The sequence below is a fragment of the Thiobacillus sp. 65-1402 genome (genome assembly GCF_001897685.1).
Lineage (GTDB): Bacteria > Pseudomonadota > Gammaproteobacteria > Burkholderiales > Thiobacillaceae > Thiobacillus.
On the sequence record NZ_MKUG01000155.1, the window covers coordinates 1 to 5,804 of the forward strand.

Below are 5,804 nucleotides of genomic sequence, written 5' to 3' on the forward strand. Positions count from 1 at the left end.
AAAGAAGAAACGTGTCGAGGCGCCGCCGATCCGCATCGAGCCGGTGGTGAAGGAGGTGCCGCAATCCGAGCGCGCGGTCACCGAGAAGCAGGCACCGCTGTTCTCCGATCTGCCGGATTCGCCGCTGCCGCCGCTGCATCTGCTCGACCCGGCGGACGAGGCGGTGGAGACCGCGAGCCCCGAGGCGTTGGAGTTCACCTCCCTGATGATCGAGCGCAAGCTCGCCGAATTCGGCGTCGAGGTCAAGGTGGTGTCGGCTTCGCCCGGCCCGGTGATCACCCGCTACGAGATCGAGCCGGCAACGGGCGTGAAGGGTAGCCAGATCGTCAACCTGGCGAAGGATCTGGCGCGCACGCTGTCGGTGATCAGCATCCGGGTGGTCGAGGCGATTCCCGGCAAGCACACCATGGGACTGGAAATTCCCAACCCCAAACGGCAGATCGTTCGTTTGAGCGAGATCCTCGGCTCCCGGGCCTACCACGACAGCGCCAGCCCATTGACGGTCACGCTGGGCAAGGACATCGCCGGCAATCCGGTGGTGGCCGATCTCGGCAAGATGCCGCACCTGCTGGTCGCCGGCACCACCGGCTCGGGCAAGTCGGTCGGCGTCAACGCGATGATCCTGTCGCTGGTGTACAAGTCCGACCCCAGCGCGGTGCGCATGATCATGGTCGACCCCAAGATGCTGGAGCTTTCCATTTATGAGGGCATCCCGCATCTCTTGGCGCCGGTGGTCACCGACATGAAGCAGGCCGCTTCCGCGCTCAACTGGTGCGTCGGCGAAATGGAGCGCCGCTACAAGCTGATGTCGGCGGTCGGCGTGCGCAACCTCGCCGGCTACAACCAGAAGGTGCGCGATGCGAAGAAGGCCGGCACGCCGCTGACGCATCCGTTCAGCCTGACGCCGGACGCGCCTGAACCTTTGGAGACCATGCCGATGATCGTGGTGATGATCGACGAACTGGCCGACCTGATGATGGTGGTCGGCAAGAAGGTCGAGGAGCTGATCGCGCGGCTGGCGCAGAAGGCGCGTGCCGCCGGCATCCACCTGATCCTGGCGACGCAGCGGCCGAGCGTCGACGTCATCACCGGCCTGATCAAGGCCAACATCCCGACCCGCATCGCCTTCCAGGTGTCGAGCAAGATCGACTCGCGCACGATCCTCGACCAGATGGGCGCCGAGGCGCTGCTGGGGCAGGGCGACATGCTCTACTTGCCGCCCGGCACCGGCCTGCCGCAGCGCGTGCACGGCGCCTTCGTCTCGGACAATGAGGTGCATCGCGTGGTTGATTACCTGAAGTCGCTGGGCGAGCCCGAATACATCGAAGGCGTGCTGGAATCGCCCGAAGAGGCGGGCGAGGGCGGCGGCGAATTCGGCGAGGCGGGCGCGGAAGCCGATCCGCTCTACGACCAGGCCGTCGCCTACGTGCTGAAGTCGCGCCGTGCGTCGATCTCGTCGGTGCAGCGCCAACTGCGCATCGGCTACAACCGCGCCGCGCGCATGATCGAGGATATGGAACGCGCCGGCCTGGTGTCGTCCATGCAGTCGAACGGCAACCGCGACGTGCTGGCGCCCGGAGGCGAGGCATGAAGTTCTACGCGCTGATTCCCGCCGCCGGCTCGGGTTCGCGCATGGGCGGGGCCATCGAAAAGCAGTACCTGGACCTCAATTCGGTGCCGATGATCGCGCACGCGATGATGGTGCTGGCACGCGAGCCGCGCATCGCCAGGATTTTTGTGGTGCTGTCGCCGACCGACAAGCGCTGGAACAACTACGCGTGGCAGGGCTGGGAGGAGCGCATCGAAGTGCTGCGCTGCGGCGGCGCGACCCGCGCCGAAACGGTGCTGAACGGTCTCGACGCCATCTCCCAGGTCTGTGCCGCCGACGACTGGGTGCTGGTGCACGATGCCGCGCGTCCCTGTCTGCCGGACGAAATGCTGGCGAAGCTGCTGGATGAGGCCGCTGCCGACCCGGTGGGCGGTCTGCTCGCCGTGCCGGTGGCCGATACCCTCAAGCGCGCCGCTGCCGACCCGGCTTCCGGCACACGGGCCGAGGCCACGGTGCCGCGTGCCGGCCTGTGGCAGGCGCAGACCCCGCAGATGTTCCGCCATGGCACACTGGTCCAAGCGCTGCGTGCGGCCGGCAGCGACATGACCGACGAGGCTTCGGCCATTGAGCAACTCGGCCTGCAGCCACGGCTGGTCGAATCCGACAGCCGCAACCTCAAGGTCACGTATCCGCAGGACCTGGAGCTGGCAGGCCTGATTCTGAGGAAGCTGCATGAATGAGATCCGAGTGGGGCACGGCTTCGATGTGCACGCCTTCGCCGCCAACCGCAAACTTATCGTCGGCGGCGTCGACATTCCCTACGAACTCGGCCTGGCCGGCCATTCCGACGCCGACGTGCTGCTGCATGCGATCAGCGATGCGCTGCTGGGGGCGGCCGGGCTGGGCGATATCGGCCGCCATTTCCCGGATACCGACGCCGCGTTTGCCGGCATCGACAGCCGCATCCTGCTGCGCCGCGTCGCCGAACAATTGAAAGAGCGTGGCTGGCGGATTGGCAACGTCGACGCCACCGTCATCGCCCAGGCGCCGAAAATGGCGCCGCACATCGCGCGGATGATCGCGCACATCGCCGACGACCTCGGCGTCGCCATCGAGCGTGTCAACGTCAAGGCCACCACCACCGAAAAACTCGGTTTCACCGGGCGCGGCGAGGGCATCGCAGCCGAAGCGGTGTGCCTGATCGGGCGTGACTGAACTCGGTCCGGCCGAGCCCGCCACGCTAAGGCTGTTTTTCGCGCTGTGGCCGGATGACGCCACCCGCGCCGCACTCAACCGCACCGGCAAATGGCTGCACCAGCACTGGGGCGGCCGGCGCATGCGTGGCGACACCCTGCATCTCACCCTGGCGTTTCTCGGCAGCACGCCGGCCGGACAGCTTGGCGACCTGGCCGCCTGCGCCGATACCGTCCAGGCCGATGCCTTCGAACTGGTCCTCGACCGTCCCGGTTACTGGCGGCACAACCGCATCGGCTGGCTGGGCGCGAGCCGGACGCCGCCGCAATACGCCGAACTGGCCGGCGCCCTGAATGCCGCGCTGCAGGCTGCCGGCTATCCCGTCGACGCCCGCCCGCATGTGCCGCATGTCACCCTGTTGCGCAACACGGCGGGCGGCGAACCGCCGGCGTGTGTGCCAGTAGGCTGGCCTGTCGGCGATTTCGTGCTGGTGGCCTCGCGCACCGAAGCCGAAGGGGCGCGGTACGAGGTGATCCGGAGCTGGAGCCTGAGGTGAAATGCCGGCGGGGGAAGGCGGCTTCGCAGGACGGTCAGCATTCGATAAATGAGCGCGCTGATCCTGTCGAGGATCGAGGGCGTGCAAGCCTCGCTGGCCACGATTCGTGGCCCCCTTCGATCCGCCCGTTCATCGCCAAGATGCTTCGGAGCCGAGGCCATGAAAATAACGCGAAAAAAAGCCGTTCCGGCTCGACACGCGCGTGACGTTTCGGTTATGATTCGCCCCGCATTAGGCGCGTAGCTCAGCTGGTTAGAGCACCACCTTGACATGGTGGGGGTCGTTGGTTCGAGTCCAATCGCGCCTACCAACGGTAGGTAAAACAGGACGGGCTTTGGCCCGTTTTGTCGTTTCTGCACGGCGCGTTTTCGGCGTGTCCGCCTCTATCCTTCCCGTGTGTTCCCGCAGCCTGAACTTGGCCGGCCGGCAAGGAATTCGGCCGGGAACGCCCCGCTCGTTCAAACCAGCCGTTGCGTGCCGCTTCGGCGCCAGTCCTTGCACGGGCCGCGGCACGCTGCCTGCAGCTCAGTCGCGGCCGCGGAAGACGGCTGCGCGCATCAGCAGCATTGCGGTGACCGGCGATGTCAGGAGGATGAATAGGGTAATGAGGACCTCGTGGATCACCGGCCGTTGGGCCAGTGCGGAAGACACCAGGATCGAAGCCAGCAATACGCAGCCGGCGCCCAGCGTGTTGCCCATGGTCGGGGCGTGGATCCGGGCGTAGAAGGTGTCGAGGCGGAGCAGGCCGAGGGAGCCGACCAGGGTCAGCAGGCCGCCGCAGATCAGGAGCAGTGCTGCCGGCAGGGCAAACCACGGCGAAATGTCGATGGCCATCATGGCTCGATCACCTCGCCGCGCAGCAGGAATTTGGCCATTGCGGTCGAAGCGACAAAGCCGAACAGGGCGATCAGCAGGGCAATGTCGAAATAGACGGCGGAGCCGATGCCTATTCCCAGCATCAATATCGTGAGCATGCCGTTGATGTACAGGGTATCGAGGGCCAGCACCCGGTCCTGCGCGGAGGGCCCCCGCAGCAGGCGCAGCAGGGCGCACAGCATGGCGACGGCAAAACAGATCAGTGCGAAGTAGATCGATCCGGAGAGAAAGGCGTTCATTCGAATATCTCCATCAGGGGACGTTCATAGCGTTGCTTGATGGTGCGCACCCAGGCGGCCTCATCCTGCAAGTCGAGGACATGCAGCGTGAGGACGTTGCTGTCTGCATCGTGCCCGGCCCAGACCGTGCCCGGCGTGGCGGTGACGATGATGGTCAGCATCGCCAGTCCGTGGGGGTCGCGCATGTCGAGGGGAATCTTCATGAAGCCGACCCGAGGCTGGCGCCGGGAGGCTCCGAGAATGATGCTGCCGACCGCCAGGTTGGAACGGATGATGTCGTGCAGCACGTGGAAGATCAGGCCGATGGCCAGGTGCAGCCGATGGGGCCAGGCCGGGAGCGGGCGCAGCGGGGCGATGGCAAAAGCGACGAGGAGGGCAAGCAGGATGCCGAGGACGATCTGCCCCGCCGACAGGCTGTCGTTGAGCAATAGCCACATCGCGACCAGGACGATCGGCAGCAGCGGCAGCAGGGGTTTGCGCTTCACTCGCCGGTTCCTCCGGCGTCGGCCGGCAACACCGCATTGATGTAGGCGGCGGGATTGTGCAGGGACTCGGCCGTGACCCTGAAGTAGTCCGTGGCAGGCCCGGCACCCAGCGCCAGGATGGCGCAGAGGGCGATCAGGCCGGCCACCGGCCCGGCCTCGACCCAGAGCAGGCGCGGCGTGCTGCGCTCGCCGCTCCAGAATACGCGGACGCCCAGCCGCGACAGGCTGATTATCCCCGCCAGGCCCGACAGCAGCAGGGCCGCGACAAGCAGCCAGGAAGGCAGGGGGTTGCCGCCCGGCGCCTCGGCAATGGCCGCAGCGAGCAGGGAGAACTTGGCGACGAAGCCCGACAGGGGGGGCAGCCCGGTCAGCAGCAGCGCGCAGGAAACGAACGTCAGCCCGAGGAACGCCATTGCTCCCGGTATCGGCAGACCGACCGTTTCGTCGGGGTGCTCCGTGTCGCTGGCGGGATCCTGCAAACCGAAAGCCTCGAAGCTGATGGCGAGCAGGTCGGCCGCGTAGGCCCGGTTGCGCTGCACCATCTCGACCACCATGAAAAATGCGCCGCTGCCCAGTACCGAACTGACCAGGTAGAACAGGGCCGGGCCGGTCAGGGCGGTGCCGCGGAAACCGATGGCGGCGAGCAGGGTGCCGGACGAGACGATCACCAGAAATCCCGCCAGCCGTTCCAGCCGCTGGGTGGCGAGAATGCCGAGGCTGCCGATGGCGATGGTTGCCAGGCCGCAATAGAAGAGCCATTCGCCCCCGAAGGGAGCCGGAGATCCGGTCGCATGAAGCAGGGTTTCGAAGCGCAACAAGGCATAGATTCCCACCTTGGTCAGAATCGCGAATACCCCGGCCACCGGCGCCGAGGCCGCCGCATAGGTGGCAGGCAGCCAGAAGTT

8 protein-coding genes and 1 tRNA gene are annotated in these 5,804 nt (G+C 66.5%); 5 read left to right on the plus strand and 4 right to left on the minus strand.

Translation table 11 applies throughout. From position 1 onward, the window contains the following. The 5 genes from BGO62_RS11805 to BGO62_RS11825 all read left to right on the plus strand — a co-directional run. Window positions 1–1,591 (plus strand): DNA translocase FtsK (locus BGO62_RS11805; protein ID WP_296642660.1); only part of this gene is annotated, 1,591 nt, incomplete at its 5' end. After that, complete coding sequence (gene ispD / locus BGO62_RS11810) at window positions 1,588–2,289, plus strand: 2-C-methyl-D-erythritol 4-phosphate cytidylyltransferase (protein ID WP_296642661.1); 702 nt, start codon at window positions 1,588–1,590, stop codon at window positions 2,287–2,289. The genes BGO62_RS11805 and ispD, both read left to right, overlap by 4 nt. Continuing rightward, entirely contained in the window at window positions 2,282–2,764 is a 483-nt protein-coding gene (gene ispF / locus BGO62_RS11815; RefSeq protein WP_296642662.1) for a 2-C-methyl-D-erythritol 2,4-cyclodiphosphate synthase, read from the plus strand. The genes ispD and ispF overlap by 8 nt, the downstream gene beginning before the upstream one ends. Continuing rightward, window positions 2,757–3,299: an RNA 2',3'-cyclic phosphodiesterase gene (gene thpR, locus BGO62_RS11820; protein ID WP_296642663.1), complete on the plus strand. Its 543-nt coding sequence runs from the start codon at window positions 2,757–2,759 to the stop codon at window positions 3,297–3,299. The genes ispF and thpR overlap by 8 nt, the downstream gene beginning before the upstream one ends. A gap of 233 nt (window positions 3,300–3,532) precedes the next feature. Further along, a tRNA-Val gene (locus BGO62_RS11825) sits at window positions 3,533–3,609 on the plus strand. A gap of 215 nt (window positions 3,610–3,824) precedes the next feature. On the opposite strand, the gene mnhG is transcribed toward BGO62_RS11825, so the two are convergent. From mnhG to BGO62_RS11845, 4 genes are all read right to left on the minus strand, one after another. Then, the gene (mnhG, locus tag BGO62_RS11830; RefSeq protein ID WP_296642665.1) at window positions 3,825–4,136 is read right to left on the minus strand and encodes a monovalent cation/H(+) antiporter subunit G; all 312 of its coding nucleotides are present in this window, start codon (window positions 4,134–4,136) and stop codon (window positions 3,825–3,827) included. Continuing rightward, window positions 4,133–4,414 (minus strand): K+/H+ antiporter subunit F, encoded by a 282-nt coding sequence (locus BGO62_RS11835; protein ID WP_018077485.1) that lies wholly within the window; start codon window positions 4,412–4,414, stop codon window positions 4,133–4,135. The genes mnhG and BGO62_RS11835 overlap by 4 nt, the downstream gene beginning before the upstream one ends. Then, on the minus strand, window positions 4,411–4,899 hold the full coding sequence (locus tag BGO62_RS11840; protein WP_296642670.1) for a Na+/H+ antiporter subunit E: 489 nt from the start codon (window positions 4,897–4,899) through the stop codon (window positions 4,411–4,413). Before BGO62_RS11840 ends, BGO62_RS11835 begins: the two co-directional genes overlap by 4 nt. Next, the coding region (locus BGO62_RS11845; RefSeq protein ID WP_296642672.1) for a proton-conducting transporter membrane subunit at window positions 4,896–5,804 on the minus strand (909 nt) is incomplete at its 5' end. The genes BGO62_RS11845 and BGO62_RS11840, both read right to left, overlap by 4 nt.